At 68.4% G+C, this 15022-nt stretch carries 12 protein-coding genes; 5 read left to right on the top strand and 7 right to left on the bottom strand.

What is annotated here, in order from left to right; genetic code table 11:
• Nucleotides 1-30: 30 nt before the first annotated feature.
• The 4 genes from nagA to IT40_RS06325 are packed head-to-tail and all read right to left on the bottom strand — an operon-like array spanning nt 31 to nt 3780.
• Nucleotides 31-1155: an N-acetylglucosamine-6-phosphate deacetylase gene (gene nagA / locus IT40_RS06340; protein WP_036751941.1), complete on the bottom strand. Its 1125-nt coding sequence runs from the start codon at nt 1153-1155 to the stop codon at nt 31-33.
• Nucleotides 1155-2180 (bottom strand): SIS domain-containing protein, encoded by a 1026-nt coding sequence (locus IT40_RS06335; protein WP_036751938.1) that lies wholly within the window; start codon nt 2178-2180, stop codon nt 1155-1157. The genes nagA and IT40_RS06335 overlap by 1 nt, the downstream gene beginning before the upstream one ends.
• Complete coding sequence (locus IT40_RS06330; RefSeq protein WP_036751936.1) at nt 2180-2947, bottom strand: GntR family transcriptional regulator; 768 nt, start codon at nt 2945-2947, stop codon at nt 2180-2182. Before IT40_RS06330 ends, IT40_RS06335 begins: the two co-directional genes overlap by 1 nt.
• Nucleotides 2947-3780 (bottom strand): glucosamine kinase nucleotide-binding domain-containing protein, encoded by an 834-nt coding sequence (locus IT40_RS06325; RefSeq protein ID WP_036751934.1) that lies wholly within the window; start codon nt 3778-3780, stop codon nt 2947-2949. Before IT40_RS06325 ends, IT40_RS06330 begins: the two co-directional genes overlap by 1 nt.
• 153 nt (nt 3781-3933) lie before the next feature.
• Between IT40_RS06325 and IT40_RS06320 the strand changes: the two genes are divergently transcribed.
• The 5 genes from IT40_RS06320 to IT40_RS06300 all read left to right on the top strand — a co-directional run bounded on the left by IT40_RS06320 (nt 3934) and on the right by IT40_RS06300 (nt 9057).
• Complete coding sequence (locus IT40_RS06320; protein WP_036751931.1) at nt 3934-4812, top strand: N-acetylmuramic acid 6-phosphate etherase; 879 nt, start codon at nt 3934-3936, stop codon at nt 4810-4812.
• Nucleotides 4813-4860: 48 nt separating this feature from the next.
• Nucleotides 4861-6120, top strand: coding sequence for an ABC transporter substrate-binding protein (locus tag IT40_RS06315; RefSeq protein WP_036751928.1), 1260 nt, complete (start codon nt 4861-4863; stop codon nt 6118-6120).
• A 151-nt stretch (nt 6121-6271) separates the two neighbouring features.
• Nucleotides 6272-7189, top strand: a complete 918-nt coding sequence (locus IT40_RS06310) for a carbohydrate ABC transporter permease (protein WP_036751925.1) — start codon at nt 6272-6274, stop codon at nt 7187-7189.
• Nucleotides 7190-7199: 10 nt separating this feature from the next.
• Nucleotides 7200-8039: a carbohydrate ABC transporter permease gene (locus IT40_RS06305; RefSeq protein WP_036751922.1), complete on the top strand. Its 840-nt coding sequence runs from the start codon at nt 7200-7202 to the stop codon at nt 8037-8039.
• A gap of 25 nt (nt 8040-8064) precedes the next feature.
• Nucleotides 8065-9057 carry an ABC transporter ATP-binding protein gene (locus IT40_RS06300; RefSeq protein ID WP_036751919.1) on the top strand — a complete coding sequence of 331 codons (993 nt, stop codon included), beginning with the start codon at nt 8065-8067 and terminating at the stop codon, nt 9055-9057.
• Here IT40_RS06300 and IT40_RS06295 read toward each other — a convergent pair.
• From IT40_RS06295 to gltB, 3 genes are all read right to left on the bottom strand, one after another.
• Complete coding sequence (locus IT40_RS06295; protein ID WP_036751916.1) at nt 9054-9941, bottom strand: cation diffusion facilitator family transporter; 888 nt, start codon at nt 9939-9941, stop codon at nt 9054-9056. The genes IT40_RS06300 and IT40_RS06295 overlap by 4 nt on opposite strands.
• A gap of 109 nt (nt 9942-10050) precedes the next feature.
• Nucleotides 10051-10347, bottom strand: coding sequence for a hypothetical protein (locus IT40_RS06290; protein WP_166443840.1), 297 nt, complete (start codon nt 10345-10347; stop codon nt 10051-10053).
• Between the two features lie 136 nt (nt 10348-10483).
• Nucleotides 10484-15016, bottom strand: a complete 4533-nt coding sequence (gene gltB / locus IT40_RS06285) for a glutamate synthase large subunit (RefSeq protein WP_036751910.1) — start codon at nt 15014-15016, stop codon at nt 10484-10486.
• Nucleotides 15017-15022: the final 6 nt, after the last annotated feature.

Below are 15022 nucleotides of genomic sequence, written 5' to 3'. Positions count from 1 at the left end.
CCGTGCGTTCCACTCGGCATTTGCCGGCCATCAGGGCGACAGCCAATGCTCGCGCAAGGCGAAATCGCGGTCCAGCAGCACCAGCTCGGCCGGCCGGCCGGGGGCCAGCGTGCCATGACGGTCCTGCAAGCCCAGCAGTTCCGCGGGAATGGCCGAGGCCATGCGCAGCGCGCGTTCGGGCGCGATGCCGACCTGGCGGACCAGCACGGCGACGGCCTGCGGCAGCGTCAGGTCGGCGCCGGCCAGCGTGCCGTCGGCCAGCGTCAACCGCCCGTCGCGGCGCAGCACCTTGCGGCCGCCCAGTTCCATCTCGGTCAGATCGGTGCCGGCGAAGGCCATGCAGTCGCTGACCAGGAAGATGCCCTCGGGCCGCGCCCCCAGCGCCAGTTGCATCACCGCCGGATGGACGTGGATGCCGTCGGCGATCAGCCCGGCGCTCGCCTCGCCGGCCAGCACCGCGCCCACCAGCCCCGGCGCGCGGTTGCCGATCTGGCTCATGGCGTTGAACAGATGCGTGGCGCAGCGGGCGCCGGCGGCAAAGCCGGCCTGGGCCTGTTCGAAACTGCAATCGCTGTGGCCCAGGCTGACCACCGCGCCGGCCCCGGCAAGGGCGGCGATCTGCTGCGGGCTTGCCGCCTCGGGCGCCAGCGTCACCATCAGCGCCGGCAATTGCCGCGCGGCCTCGCACAGCCGGGCCAGGTCGTCCTCGGCCATCGGCCGGATCAGCGCCGGGTCGTGCGCGCCCTTGCGGCGCGGGTCGAGATGCGGCCCCTCCAGATGCAGGCCCAGGAAGCCCGGCACCTGCGCCTTGGCGGCCGCGATCCCCAGCGCGATGACATGGGCGGTGGCCGCGGGCGTGTCGGTGATCAGCGTCGGCAGCACCCCGGCGGTGCCAAGCGCGCGATGCGCGGCGCAGATGCGGCGCAGCCCGTCCAGATCGGTCGTGCCGTCCAGCATCAGCCCGCCGCCGCCGTTCACCTGCAGGTCCAGGAAGGCCGGGGCCAGGATGCCCGTGACCGCCCGCCGCCCCTCGGCCGGGGCCTCGGGCTCGGGCAGGATGGCGGCGATCTCGCCCGCCTCGATCACCAGCGCATGACCGTCGAGGAAACGCGCGCCGTCGAAGATGCGGGCGCCGGTCAGGACCTCGCGCGCCATCACACCGTCTCCGTCACCTTGCGCAGATGCGGCGGCGTGTCGGGGTCGAAGCCGCGCCGCCGCGCCAAGCCCTCGATGAAGGCGTAGAAGCCGGCGATGGTGACAAGCGGCGCCACCAGCGGATGCAGGCCGGGGACCGAGGGCAGGGTGACGGCGCCGCCGACCTCGGTGCCGGTGACGAAGACATCCGCGCCTTGCGCCGCCAGCCGCTCGGCCGTGGCCTTCAGCTGGGGCAGGGCGGCGTCCTCGATCCCCAGCGCCAGCACCGGAAAGCCGGCCTGCACGATGGCGGCGGGGCCGTGCAGCACCTCGGCGGCCGAATAGGCCTCGGCATGGATGCCCGAGGTCTCCTTGAACTTCAGCGCCGCTTCGCAGGCGATGGCGAAGCTGGGGCCGCGGCCGAGGACAAAGGCCGACGATGCCCGCGCCAGCCGCGCCGACAGCGGCGACCAGTCCAGCGCCACGGCCTGCGCCAGCCCTTCGGGCAGGGCGGCGACGGCGTCCTGCAAGGCGTGATCCTGCCGCCATTCCGCCAGCAGCGACAGGCCGGCCAGCACCGAGCAGACGAAGGTCTTGGTGGCGGCGACGCTTTTCTCCTCGCCCGCCTGCAGCGGCAGGCAATGGGCCGAAACCTGCGCCATCGGGCTGTCGGGGACATTGGTGATGGCGATCGACAGCGCGCCGCCCTGGCCCGAGGCGCGCATCATCTCGACCCCGTCCGGGCTGCGGCCGGATTGCGAGATGCCGATGCAGGCCGCCTTGCCCAGCCGCAGGGGCCGGCGATAGATCGAGGCGATGGAGGGCCCGACCGAGGCGACCGGCACGCCCGCCTCCAGCTCGATGGCGTATTTCAGATAGGTCGCGGCATGGTCGGACGACCCTCGCGCCACCGTCACCACCAGGTCGGGATCCTTGCGGCGCAGGGCGCTGGCGGCATCCAGCACCGCGTCGCGCGAACGGTCAAGGAAACGGGCGGCGGCTTCGGGGATCTCGGTCACTTCGCGCGCCATATGCGTCTGGCTCATCACGGGTTCCTTTCGCCTTCCGGGGCAAGTTTCAGTTCCACGGCGAAGTCATAGGCATCGCCGCGATAGAGCGAGCGGGTGAACTCGACCACCTTGCCCGAGGGCAGGTAGGAGATGCGTTCGATCCGCAGTCCGGCCACGCCGGGATTGACGCCCAGCAGCTCGGCGTCCTTGGCGTTCAGGTTCGCGGCCGAGATGCGCTGCACCGCCCGCACCGGCCGCAGCCCGCGGCCTTGCAGCACGGCGTAAAGCGAATCGGTGACGCCTTCGGGATCGGGCAGGATCGCCTGCGACAGCGAGGCGCGCTCGATGGCCAGCGGCACCCCGTCCGAGCTGCGCACCCGTTCCAGCCGCGCCACCTTTTCGCCGACGCCCAGCCCCAGCGCCATCACCTCTTCGGGCGCCGGGGCGTGCAGGCCCCGCGCGATCCAGCGGCTTTCGACGCTGCGGCCGCGCCGGGCCATGTCCTCGGTAAAGGATGTCAGCAGCGACAGCGCCTGTTCCAGCTTTTCGACCCTGGGCGCGACGAAGGTGCCCGAGCCGCGCCTTTGCACCAGCTGCCCCGAGGCGACCAGTTCCGCCACCCCCTTGCGCACGGTGACGCGCGACAGGCCGGTCATCGCCGCCAGTTCGCGTTCCGACGGCAGGCTGTCGCCCGGCTGCAGCCGCCCAGAGGCGATGGCCTCGGCGATCAGCCGGTGCAATTGCAGGTAAAGCGGCCCGCCGCCGGTTTCCTCGAAAGCCTCGGGGGTGAACAGCTCGCCCATCACGCCTCCTGCCGGGCCAGGTGCAGCGCGCCGTCGAGGCCCGAGCCCCTGGGCGGCTGGATGGGCCACAGCCCCTGCAGGCGGGCGGCGTAATGCGCGCCAAGCCCGCCCAGGAACACCACCGGCAGGTGGCGGCTGGCCTGCAAGGTGTCGATCATGGCGCGGATCTCGGCCACGGCCGCGGCAAAGATGCGCTCGCCCGCCGGGTCGGTGCCGGCGGTGATGCGCGGCGCGAATGCGGCGAATTCGGCGGGCCGGGCGCGGAAGCCGAAGGAGATCACCCCCTCGATCCCGCCCAGCTCGTCCAGGACGGCTTGCAGCAGCGGGCTCATCGGCGCGAAGCCGTCCTCGGCGCGCAGGGCCTCGGACAGAAGCGCCCGGCCCAGCACCGCGCCGCTGCCCTCGTCGCCCAGGACGAAGCCGCGCCCGCCATATTGCCGCATCTCGCCGCCGATCTGGACCGCAAAGACCGAGCCGGTGCCCATCGCGGCGACGATGCCGTCCCCGCCCCCCAGCGCGCCGGTGGCGGCGGTGACGGCATCGGTGACGATGCGCGTGCGGCGAAAGGGCAGCATGGCCTGCAGGCCGCGGGCGGCGGCGGTGACATTGGCGCCGGCCAGGCCCAGCACGGCGGTCAGCTCGTCCAGATGGCCCCGCCCGGCGTCCTGAAGCGCGGCGCGGGCGGCGGCGAGGATATTGGCGCAGGCCCCCTCGGTCTCGACCGAGATATTCGCCGGCCCCGCCGCGCCCCGGCCGATGATCCGGCCCGAGCCGTCCGCGACGGCGGCGCGGCAGCCGGTCCCTCCTCCGTCTATGCCCAGGAAATATGACATGGCGACTCCCTTTGCAGGAAAGATACCAAAACAATACCAAATGGGAAGGGTTAATTTGAATTTCCTCAAGAAACGCCGATTTTCGGCCTTTTTGAAGAAGGGGGTTTACAAGTGGTATTGTTTTGGCATTATCAACGGAACAGGGGGAATCACATGACCGCATCCGGCACCGAGGCAAGGCATCCGGCATCGACAGGGCTTCACGCGCGCCCCGGCGGCGACGTGCTGCGCATCCTGCTGGAGGCGCAGGTCGCGGCGCTGGCTGCGTTGCAGCCCGCCTTGCCGGCGCTGGAACGCGCGGCCGAGGCCGCAGCAGAGACGCTGCGCCGGGGCGGCAAGCTCGGCTATGCCGGGGCCGGTTCCTCGGGGCTGATGGCGCTGGCCGATTGCCTGGAACTGGCCGGCACCTTCGGCATCGCGCCCGAGCGCACGCCGATGATGTTCGCCGGCGGGACCGAGGCGCTTTTGCACCTGCAAGGCAGCGTCGAGGACGACCCGCGGCTTGCGCTGGCCGACCTGGACCGTTCCGGGCTGGCGGCGGGGGATGTGCTCTTGTGCCTCTCGGCCTCGGGGCGCACGCCCTATGCGCTGGCGATCTGCGCGGCGGCGCAGGAGCGGGGCGTGACCGTGGCCGGCCTAGCCAATGTGGCGGGCTCGGCCCTGCTGGAGCGCGCCGACATCCCGGTGCTGATCGAGACCGGGGCCGAGGTGGTTTCCGGCTCGACCCGCATGGGGGCGGCCACGGCGCAGAAGGTGGCGCTGAACATGCTGTCGGTGCTGGTGGCGATCCGGCTGGGCCATGTCCATGACGGCTACATGGTCAACCTGGTGGCCGACAACATCAAGCTGGTGGACCGCGCCGCCCGCATCGTCGCCGCCGTGGCAGGGGTCGGGCGCGACGCGGCCGAGGCGGCGCTGTCGCGCAGCGGCGGCGCGGTGAAGCCCGCGATCCTGGTCGCGCGCGGCATGGCGCCTGATATGGCCCAGGCGCGGCTGGCCGCAACCGGGGGCCTTCTGGCCCCGCTGATCTGATTGCAACCGGAGGGTCCGCGAGAGACCCGATGCCGAAGGGAGAAGACCATGACCAAGACCATCCGCCTGGCGCTGCTGGCCAGCACATTGCTGACCGGCGCCGCCTGGGCCCAGGACGTGACGCTGACCATCGAGAGCTGGCGCAACGACGACCTTGCCATCTGGCAGGAAAAGATCATCCCGGCCTTCGAATCGGCCAATCCCGGCATCAAGATCAATTTCGCGCCCTCGGCGCCGCCGGAATACAACGCGGTGCTGAACTCCAAGCTGGATGCGGGCTCGGCCGGCGACCTGATCACCTGCCGGCCCTTCGACGCCTCGCTGGAACTGTTCAAGAAGGGCAAGCTGGCCGACCTGAGCGACCTGGCGGCGATGGCGAATTTCTCGGACGTGGCGAAATCGGCCTGGCAGACCGATGACGGCGCCCAGACCTTCTGCGTGCCGATGGCCTCGGTGATCCACGGCTTCATCTACAACAAGACCGCCTTCGAGGAACTGGGGCTGACACCGCCGAAGACCGAGGCCGAGTTCTTTGCCCTGCTCGACAAGATCAAGGAGGACGGCACCTATATCCCGATGGCCATGGGCACCGCGGACCAGTGGGAGGCCGCGACCATGGGCTACCAGAACATCGGCCCGAACTACTGGAAGGGCGAGGAGGGCCGCAAGGCGCTGATCGAGGGCACGCAAAAGCTGACCGACGAAGGCTGGGTCGCGCCCTTCCGCCAGCTGGCGAAATGGAAGGACTACCTGGGCGACGGGTTCGAGGCGCAGACCTATCCCGACAGCCAGAACCTGTTCACGCTGGGCCGCGCCGCGATCTATCCGGCCGGGTCTTGGGAGATCGGCGTCTTCGGCCCGCAGATCGGCGGTGCCTTCGAGATGGGCGCCTTTCCGCCCCCCGTCCCGGCCGAGGGCGACACCTGCCATATCAGCGACCATACCGACATCGCGCTGGGCATGAACGCGGCGACGCAGCACCCGGAAGAGGCGCGGAAGTTCCTGGAATGGGTCGGTTCGTCCGAGTTCGCCACGCTTTACGCCAATGCGCTGCCGGGCTTCTTCTCGCTGAATTCGGCGCCGGTCGAGATGGAGGATGCGCTGGCCAAGGAATTCGTCTCCTGGCGCGAGAGCTGCGAGCCGACCATCCGCTCGACCTACCAGATCCTGTCGCGGGGCACGCCGAACCTGGAGAACGAGACCTGGACCGCCTCGGCCAATGTCATCACCGGCACCGAGACGCCCGAGGCCGCGGCCGAGCGGCTGCAACAGGGCCTGGCCTCGTGGTACGCGCCGCAGCAGAACTGAGCCTCGGCCGGGCCTGACGGCCGGAAGTCAATGTTGCCGGGCCTGGCGGCCCGAGATGAAATGTTGCCGGGCCTGACGGCCCGGCGGTGGCGGGGGGCTTTCCGCCCCCCGCACCCCCCGAGGGTATTTTTCAACGGAGAAGGAGGGCGTCATGGCGCAGCGGAAAGCGTTTCGCTGGCATATCGCGGTGTTTCTTGCGCCCGCGGTGCTGGTCTATACCGCCATCATGATCGTGCCGCTGTTCGGGACGCTGAACCTGTCGCTGTTCAACACCGGCGAGGAGGGCCGCGTCTTCGTCGGCCTGCGGAATTTCGCCACGCTGTTCGGCGATCCGCGCTGGTCGGCGAGTTTCTGGAACGCGCTGGGCAACAACGCCTGGTTCTTCCTGGTCCATATGCTGGTGCAGAATCCGGTCGGCGTGGCGCTGGCGGCGCTGCTGAGTTCGCCGCGGCTGCGGGGGGCGGCCTTCTATCGCACCGCGATCTTCATCCCGACCATCCTGAGCTTCGTCATCGTCGGCTTCGTCTGGAAGCTGATCCTGTCGCCGATCTGGGGCATTGCGCCCGGCATGCTGGACGCCGTCGGGTTGAAATCGCTCTTCGCGCCTTGGCTGGGCCGCGAGGGCACGGCGCTGACCACCCTGGCGCTGATCTCGGTCTGGCAATTCGTCGGCATCCCGATGATGCTGATCTATGCCGCGCTGCTGTCGATCCCCGACGAGGTGATCGAGGCGGCCGAGATGGACGGCGTCACCGGCTGGTCGCAGTTCTGGAAGATCAAGCTGCCGCTGATCCTGCCCTCGATCGGCATCATCTCGATCCTGACCTTCGTCGGCAATTTCAACGCCTTCGACCTGATCTACGTCACGCAAGGCGCCTTGGCGGGGCCGAATTTCTCGACCGACATCCTGGGGACGTTCCTTTACCGGACCTTCTTCGGCTTCCAGCTGCAGATCGGCGACCCGCATATGGGCGCGACCATCGCCACCGCCATGTTCGGCATCATCCTGCTGGGCGTCGGCTTCTACCTGTTCGCCATCCAGCGCCGGCTGCGCCGCTATCAGTTCTGAGGGGAGAGCCATGAGCCAAGCCCGCCATTCCACCGCCCGCAGCCTGGCTGCCCATGCGGTGCTGATCCTCTATACCGTGATCGCGCTGTTTCCGGTCTTCGTCGTGGTCATCAACAGCTTCAAGAACCGCCGCGCGATCTTTGCCGATCCGCTGGCCGTGCCCACGGCGGAAAGCTTCGACCTGGTCGGCTATCGCACGGTGCTGGCGCAGGGGGATTTCCTGCTTTACTTCCAGAACTCGCTGGTCGTGACCGTGGCCAGCCTGTTCTTCGTGCTGCTCTTCGGCGCCATGGCGGCTTTCGCCCTGTCGGAATACCGCTTTCGCGGCAACATGCTGATGGGGCTTTACCTGGCCTTGGGGATCATGATCCCGATCCGGCTGGGCACCGTCGCCATCCTGCAGATGATGGTCGCATCCGGGTTGGTCAATACGCTGACGGCGCTGGTGCTGGTCTATACCGCGCAAGGGTTGCCGCTGGCGGTGTTCATCCTGTCCGAGTTCATGCGCGGCGTCTCGGACGACCTGAAGAACGCCGGCCGCATCGACGGGCTGTCGGAATACACCATCTTCTTCCGGCTGGTGCTGCCCTTGGTGCGGCCGGCCATGGCCACCGTCGCCGTCTTTACCATGATCCCGATCTGGAACGACCTGTGGTTCCCGCTGATCCTGGCGCCGAGCGAGGCGACCAAGACCGTCACCCTGGGCAGCCAGGTCTTCATCGGCCAGTTCGTCACCAACTGGAATGCGGTGCTGGCGGCGCTGAGCCTCGCCATCCTGCCGGTGCTGGTGCTCTACTTGGTGTTCTCGCGCCAGCTGATCCGCGGCATCACCGCCGGCGCCGTCAAATGATCCGTCTTGCAGCAAGGAGACCCCGATGGGAGCCCTGACCCTTACCCAAGTCACCAAGTCCTTCGGCACCACCCAGGTCATCAAGGGCGTGGACCTGGCGGTCGAGGATGGCGAGTTCTGCGTCTTCGTCGGCCCCTCGGGCTGCGGCAAGTCCACGCTTCTGCGCATGATCGCCGGGCTCGAGGACGTGACTTCGGGCGACGTGGCCATCGACGGCGCGCGGGTGAACGACCTGGCCCCGGCCCGGCGCGAGATCGCCATGGTGTTCCAGAGCTATGCGCTTTACCCGCATCTGACCGTGCGCGACAACATGGGGTTGGCGTTGAAACAGGCCGGCACGCCCAGGGCACAGATCGAGGCGGCGACCGGCAAGGCGGCCGAGATGCTGGCCCTGGCGCATCTGCTGGAGCGGCGCCCGGCCGAGCTGTCGGGCGGCCAGCGCCAGCGCGTCGCCATCGGCCGCGCCATCGTGCGGCGCCCGAAGCTGTTCCTGTTCGACGAGCCGCTGTCGAACCTCGACGCCGCGCTGCGCGTGCAGACCCGGATCGAGATTGCCCGGCTGCATCGCGAACTGGGCGCGACGATGATCTATGTCACCCACGACCAGGTCGAGGCGATGACGCTGGCCGACAAGATCGTCGTATTGCGCGGCGGCGTGGTCGAGCAGGTGGGCCGCCCCATGGACCTTTACAACGATCCCGACAACACCTTCGTCGCCGGCTTCATCGGCAGCCCGCAGATGAATTTCCTGGATGCCGGCAAGCTGGGCCTGCGCTCGGCCAGGCTGGGCATCCGCCCCGAGCATCTGGTGCCGGGCGGCGGCCAGATCGGCGGCCGCGTCAGCCATGTCGAGAAGCTGGGCGGCGAGACGCTGGTCTATGTCGCATCCGAGGACCACGGCCTTTTGACCGTGCGGCTCTTCGGCGAGCAGGACTATGCCGTGGACGAGGTGGTCGGGCTGGGGTTCGAGCCGAACCGCGCCTTTCACTTCGACGCCGAGGGGCGGCGGCTGCGCTAGATCACCACGACGCCGGAATGCTTGGCCTTGTGTTCCGGCTCGACATGGATGGTGATGAACGCGCCGGGCAGCTTGCGCTTGAGCGCCTGTTCGATGCGGTCGCAGATGTCATGGGCGGCATCGACCGTGGTCTGGCCGTCCACCACCAGGTGGAAGTCGATGAAGGTGCGCGGCCCGGCATGGCGGGTGCGCAGGTCATGCGCCTCGATGGCGCCGACGGCGGTGTCCGAGATGGTGGCGCGGATCTCGGCCAGCGTGTCCTCGGAAACCGCCTCGTCCATCAGGCCCGAGAGCGAGCTGGCCATGACCTTCCAGCCCGACCACAGGATGTTCAGCGCGACCAGCGCCGCCAGCGCCGGGTCCAGCACCGCCCAGCCGGTGAGGACCGCCAGCGTCACGCCCGCCACCACGCCCGCGGACGAGATCACGTCCGACAGGAGATGCCGCCCGTCGGCGACCAGCGCCGGCGATTTCAGCCGCCCGCCGCGGCTGATCAGCACCCAGCACCACAGCGCGTTCAGCACGCTGGCCAGGCCGTTGACCAGAAGCCCTTCGAGCGGCGCATCCAGCATGCGCGGGTTCTGGAAACCGTGCCATGCCTCGCGCAGGATCAGCAGCGCGGCGACGATGATCATCACCCCCTCCAGCACGGCGCTGAAGAACTCGGCCTTGTGATGGCCATAGGGGTGGCCGCGGTCGGCGGGCTTGGCCGCGACCCGGATCGCGATCAGCGCGGCGACGGCGGTGGCGACGTTCACCGTGCTTTCCAGCGCATCCGACAGCAGCGCGACCGAGCCGGTCAGCCACCAGGCAAGCGCCTTCAGCGCCAGAACGACCAGCCCGACGAGGATGCTGCCGAAGGCGATCTTTTCGGTCGCAGACATGGGCGCTTCCTTTTCCGAATCCGTCGCGCCGGGGTTTTATCCGGGTTGGCGGTCAGGGCCAACCGGCCTTGCGGGAAAGTTGCGTGCTGCGGGAAAGGGGGCGCCCCGGTCAGGCCCGGAAGGTGCGCGCCGCCGGGTTGTCCGAACGGGGACGCGCAGCCCCGGTATAAAGATCCGAGGATTTTTCCAGCTGGCCGCGCTGGATCTGATGCGGTTCGGCCGGGATCCTTCTGGCCGCCCATGCGTCGGCGGCGAAAAGGGCGCAGACGCCCGCGCCCAGGAAGCCGAGGGCCGAGACCCACCAGGGCAAGCCCAGGATCATCGACAGGATTGCGGCTCCCAGGCTGGCCAGCACGCTTGTGAACATGATCCCCGTCGGCTCCACCAACTGAACAGTATAGTTCACATAGCATGCCCGAAGCGCGATTCAACGGAAGTGTTTCGGATGAAGCGGCATTTGTCCGGGTGGCCGGGGGTGCCGGTGGCCGGGATGGTCCCTGGCGCAGCTAAAGGAAAGGGGGCCCGCAGGCCCCCGATCCGTCCTATTCCGCCGGCACCGCCGCCAGATCCTCGACCGGGGCGATGGGATACTGCAGATGCGGCAGCATCTCCCTGGGGCAGACTTGCAGGAAGTTCGCCTTTTCGTCCTCCCAGTTCTGCAGGATCTCCTCGGCCCGGCGCGAGCGGGTCTCTTGATGGTGCCGCTCGATCAGGTCGCGAAGCTGCTCTTCCCAATGCGCCTGCGTCACCGGGCACAGGACCAGCGTCTCGGCGTTGATATAGTCGCGCGCCAGCCCCTCCGGGTCGTAGAGATAGGCCATGCCCCCGGTCATGCCGGCACCGAAGTTCGCGCCGATCCGGCCCAGGATCACCGCGACGCCGCCGGTCATGTATTCGCAGCCGTTCGAGCCGCAGCCCTCGATCACCACCTTGGCGCCCGAGTTCCTGACCGCGAAGCGTTCGCCCGCGCGGCCGGCGGCGAAGAGATGGCCGTCGGTCGCGCCGTAAAGCACCGTATTGCCGATGAGGGTGTTCTCGGCCGCCTTCAGCGGGCTGCCCATCGGCGGGCGCACGACGATGGTGCCGCCGGACAGGCCCTTGCCGACATAGTCGTTGGCATCGCCCGAGACCTCGATCTTCAGCCCCGGCGCGGCGAATGCGCCCAGCGACTGGCCCGCGCTGCCGGTCAGGCGCACGGTCAGGTGATCGGGTTGCAGCTTGTTGCGCATGCCGAAGGTCTGCACGATCATCGACGAGGTGCGCGTGCCCACCGTCCGCTGCGTGTTCCTGACCGCATAGGAAAGCTGCATCTTCTCGCCGTCCGAGAAGAAGCGGCCGGCATCGCGGATGATCTCGGCGTCCAGCGTGTCGGGCACCGCGTTGCGCGGCTTCGAACGGTCGTAGACGATCTTTTCCGAGCCATCGACGGTGATGAGCAGCGGGTTCAGGTCCAGGTCGTCCAGCGACTTGTCGCCGCGGCTGACCTGGGTCAGCAGGTCGGCGCGGCCGATCACCTCGTCCAGCGAGCGCGCGCCGATGCTGGCCAGGATCTCGCGCACCTCGGTGGCGTAGAAGGTGATCAGGTTCACCACCTTGTCGGCCGAACCGTTGAACATGGCGCGCAGCTTTTCGTCCTGGGTGCAGACGCCGACCGGGCAGGTGTTCGACTGGCACTGGCGCACCATGATGCAGCCCATGGCGATCAGGGCGGCGGTGCCGATGCCGTATTCCTCGGCCCCCATCATCGCCGCCATGACGATGTCGCGCCCGGTGCGCAGGCCGCCGTCGGTGCGCAGCGTCACCCGGTCGCGCAGGCGGTTCATCGCCAGCACCTGATGCGCCTCGGTCAGGCCCATCTCCCAGGGCAGGCCGGCGAACTTGATCGAGGTGGCCGGCGAGGCCCCGGTGCCGCCGTTGTGGCCCGAGATCAGGATCACGTCGGCCTTGGCCTTGGCCACGCCCGCCGCAATGGTGCCGACGCCCGAGCTTGCCACCAGCTTCACCGTGATCTTGGCGCGCGGGTTGATCTGCTTGAGGTCATAGATCAGCTGCGCCAGATCCTCGATCGAATAGATGTCGTGGTGCGGCGGCGGCGAGATCAGCGTCACGCCCTTGGTCGAATGCCGCAGCCGGGCGATCAGGTCCGTCACCTTCATGCCGGGCAGCTGGCCGCCCTCGCCGGGCTTGGCGCCCTGGGCGACCTTGATCTCCAGCTCCTCGCAGGCGTTCAGGTATTCTGCGGTGACGCCGAACCGCCCCGAGGCGACCTGCTTGATCTTGGCGCAGGGGTTGTCGCCATTGGGCAGCGGGTGGCTGTGGGCCGGGTCTTCGCCGCCCTCGCCCGAGTCGGATTTCGCGCCGATGCGGTTCATGGCGATGTTCAGCGTCATATGCGCCTCGGGCGACAGCGCGCCCAGCGACATGCCCGGCGTCACGAAGCGCTTGCGGATCGAGGTGATCGATTCCACCTCTTCCAGCGGCACCGGCTTGCCCAGCGGCTTGATGTCCAAGAGGTCGCGGATATGGATCGGCGGGTTCGCCCGCATGGTCGCGGTGAACTGCTTCCAGATGTCGTAGGACGCCTTTTCGCAGGCCAGCTGCAACAGCCGCATGGTATTGGCTTCCCAGGCGTGCTTCTCGCCCGAGCGGCGCGCCTTGTAGAAGCCGCCCACCGGCAGCAGATCGACCAGGGCCGCGCGGAAGCCCTTGGCATGGGCCTCTTCCAGCTTGGCTTGCAGCCCGTGCAGGCCGATGCCCGAGATGCGCGACTGCATGCCGGGGAAATATTCCGCCACCATGGCGCGGGAAAGCCCCACCGCCTCGAAGTTCAGCCCGCCGCGATACGAGGACAGGACCGAGATCCCCATCTTGGCCATGATCTTCAGCAGGCCCGCGTCGATGGCCTCGCGATAGCGGGTCATGATGTCGATCAGGTTGCCGTCCAGCAGCCCGCGCTCGATCCGCTCGGCCAGGGTGTCCTGCGCCAGATAGGGGTTCACCGTGGTCGCGCCGCAGCCGATCAGCACCGCGAAATCATGCGGGTCCACGCATTCCGAGGCGCGCACGTTCAGCGAGCAGAAGGTCCGCAGCCCCTTGCGCGTCAGCCAGCTATGCACCGCGCTGGTCGCCAGGATCATCGGCACGCCGACGCGGCTGGCCGAGATGCCCTCGTCGGTCAGGATGATATGGCCGTTGCCGGACCGCACGGCATCCTCGGCCTCGGCGCGGATGCGCGCCAGCGCCTCGCCCAGGGCATCGGCGCCGCCATCGACCGGGAAGGTGCAGTCGATCTGCGTCGCCTGGTCGCGGAACATGCGGGTCAGCTCCTCGAACTCGCCATTGGCGAGGAAGGGGCTTTCCAGCATGGTGATCTCGGCATGGGTCGAGCTTTCCTCAAGCACGTTCTTGAGGTTGCCGAAGCGGGTGCGCAGGCTCATCACCCGGCTTTCGCGCAGGCTGTCGATGGGCGGGTTCGTCACCTGGCTGAAGTTCTGCCGGAAGTAATGCGACAGCGGCCGGAACTGGCGCGACAGCACCGCGGGCGGCGTGTCGTCGCCCATCGAGGCCAGCGCTTCCTTGGCGTCCTCGGCCATCGGCACCAGCATCTGCTCGACCAGCTCGACCGTATAGCCGACGGCGATCTGGCGGCGGTGCAGTTCCTCGCCGACATGCAGCGGGGTCTCAGGCAGCTTGGCCATCAGCTCCGAGGGCTGGACGACCTTTTCCACCCAGTCGCCAAAGGGCTGGCTGGCCGCCAGGTGGTCCTTGATCTCGCGGTCGTGGTAAAGCTTGCCCTCGGCCATGTCGACGGCGATCATCTGGCCCGGACCCAGCGCGCCCTTTTCGCGCACGGCGGTCTCGTTCACCGGGACCATGCCGGCCTCGGAGCCCGCGATCAGCAGGTTGTCGCCGGTCACGACATAGCGCAGCGGCCGCAGCCCGTTGCGGTCCAGGCCGCCGCAGACCCAGCGCCCGTCGGTCATCGCCAGCGCCGCCGGCCCGTCCCAGGGCTCCATGATCGAGTTGCAATAGGCATACATGTCCGCCCAGGCCCTGGGCATGTCGGTGGTGGCCTTGGACCAGGCCTCCGGCACCAGGATGGTCTTGGTCATCGGCGCATTGCGCCCCGAGCGCACCAGCACCTCGAACACCGCGTCCAGCGCCGCGGAATCGGACGAGCCGCCGGGGATGATCGGCTTGATGTCCTCGGCCATCTCGCCGAAGGTCCGCGAGGCCATGCGGATCTCGTGGCTGCGCATCCAGTTCGAGTTGCCCTTGAGCGTGTTGATCTCGCCGTTATGGGCCAGCATGCGGAAGGGCTGCGCCAGCCACCATTGCGGGAAGGTGTTGGTGGAATAGCGCTGGTGATAGATGGCAAAGGCGGATTCGAAGCGCTCGTCCTTGAGGTCGGGATAGAACTCGGCCACCTGTTCGGCCAGCATCATGCCCTTGTAGATGATGCTGCGGCAGGACAGCGTGCAGATATACATGCCCGCGATCTGCGCCGCCACCGCCGCCTTCTCGATCCGGCGGCGGATGATGTAAAGCTCGCGCTCGAACTGCTCGTCGTCGATGTCCTTGTCGCAGCGGATCAGGATCTGCTCGATCTCGGGGCGGGTGGCATTGGCCTTTTCGCCCAGGACCGAGGTGTTCACCGGCACGTGGCGCCAGCCGTAGATGTAATGGCCCATGCGCAGCACTTCGGATTCCACGATGGTCCGGCAACGCTCCTGCGCGGCGAAATCGGTGCGCGGCAGGAAGACCTGGCCCACGGCGATCAGCTTGTCGTGGTCGGGCTCGTGCCCGGTGCGGCGCACCTGGTCGTAGAAGAAGGGCACCGGGATCTGCACATGGATGCCGGCGCCGTCGCCGGTCTTGCCGTCGGCGTCCACGGCGCCGCGGTGCCAGATCGCCTTCAGCGCGGTGATGCCGCTTTCCACCACCTTGCGGCTGGCCTTGCCGTCGATGCTGACGACCAGCCCGACCCCGCAGGACGAATGCTCGTCCTCGGCACGGTAGAGCGAATGTTCCGCCATCCAGTCGCGGCGGGCCTGTTCCTGCTGTTCCCAGCTCATCTGTTC

The organism is Paracoccus versutus (genome assembly GCF_000763885.1).
Classification (GTDB): Bacteria; Pseudomonadota; Alphaproteobacteria; order Rhodobacterales; family Rhodobacteraceae; genus Paracoccus; species Paracoccus versutus.
This window is presented reverse-complemented; position numbering and strand designations above follow the sequence as displayed.

Bases quoted from the DNA above. Each gene is read 5' to 3' on its own strand.
- IT40_RS06335 (WP_036751938.1), bottom strand. From the start codon at position 2,180: ATGAGCCAGACGCATATGGCGCGCGAAGTGACCGAGATCCCCGAAGCC.
- IT40_RS06320 (WP_036751931.1), top strand. From the start codon at position 3,934: ATGACCGCATCCGGCACCGAGGCAAGGCATCCGGCATCGACAGGGCTT.
- gltB (WP_036751910.1), bottom strand. From the start codon at position 15,016: ATGAGCTGGGAACAGCAGGAACAGGCCCGCCGCGACTGGATGGCGGAA.
- IT40_RS06295 (WP_036751916.1), bottom strand. From the start codon at position 9,941: ATGTCTGCGACCGAAAAGATCGCCTTCGGCAGCATCCTCGTCGGGCTG.
- nagA (WP_036751941.1), bottom strand. From the start codon at position 1,155: ATGGCGCGCGAGGTCCTGACCGGCGCCCGCATCTTCGACGGCGCGCGT.
- IT40_RS06325 (WP_036751934.1), bottom strand. From the start codon at position 3,780: ATGTCATATTTCCTGGGCATAGACGGAGGAGGGACCGGCTGCCGCGCC.
- IT40_RS06300 (WP_036751919.1), top strand. From the start codon at position 8,065: ATGGGAGCCCTGACCCTTACCCAAGTCACCAAGTCCTTCGGCACCACC.
- IT40_RS06310 (WP_036751925.1), top strand. From the start codon at position 6,272: ATGGCGCAGCGGAAAGCGTTTCGCTGGCATATCGCGGTGTTTCTTGCG.
- IT40_RS06315 (WP_036751928.1), top strand. From the start codon at position 4,861: ATGACCAAGACCATCCGCCTGGCGCTGCTGGCCAGCACATTGCTGACC.
- IT40_RS06330 (WP_036751936.1), bottom strand. From the start codon at position 2,947: ATGGGCGAGCTGTTCACCCCCGAGGCTTTCGAGGAAACCGGCGGCGGG.
- IT40_RS06305 (WP_036751922.1), top strand. From the start codon at position 7,200: ATGAGCCAAGCCCGCCATTCCACCGCCCGCAGCCTGGCTGCCCATGCG.